This is a genomic window from Bacillus cereus group sp. BfR-BA-01383, from assembly GCF_022663495.1.
GTDB classification, from domain to species: domain Bacteria; phylum Bacillota; class Bacilli; order Bacillales; family Bacillaceae_G; genus Bacillus_A; species Bacillus_A cereus_AU.
The window spans coordinates 1-472 of sequence record NZ_JAKUFP010000108.1; the positions used below are offsets into that span (position 1 = coordinate 1).

Here is a 472-nt window from a genome sequence, read left to right on the forward strand (position 1 = left end):
CTACGATTAGAAAATAAACACTTAAGAACAAAATTACTTGTATGGGGAAAGTATCTGGAAATCGAAAGGAGCTGAAACCACATACCGTTATTACTCTATGGAATGAGTTAAAAACAAAATTAACCGTACAAGAACTGTGTAAAATATTAGAATTACCACGTTCCACATTTTATCGTTGGTTACAGACAACAGAACGTCCTAGAGACGACATAGAAGAGAAAGTAAAGACGATCTGTCTTAGGCATAAATTACGATATGGGTATCGAAGAGTGACCGCCACTCTTCGAAAAATGGGGCTGTGTGTCAATCATAAAAAAGTATTACGAATCATGAACCAATATCATATACTCTCGAAAGTACGTCGTAAGAAAAAGAAATATATCAATGGTGCGGAACCAGTTGTAGCTCCTCATCGATTAGAACGTCAATTTGAAGCGTCAGCCCCAAATGAAAAGTGGTTTACGGATGTAAC

General features: G+C 36.9%; 1 pseudogene. It reads left to right on the top strand.

The annotated features are described in order from the left end of the window. Positions 1 to 472: pseudogene (locus tag MR065_RS27105) on the top strand (IS3 family transposase); the annotation flags it as partial.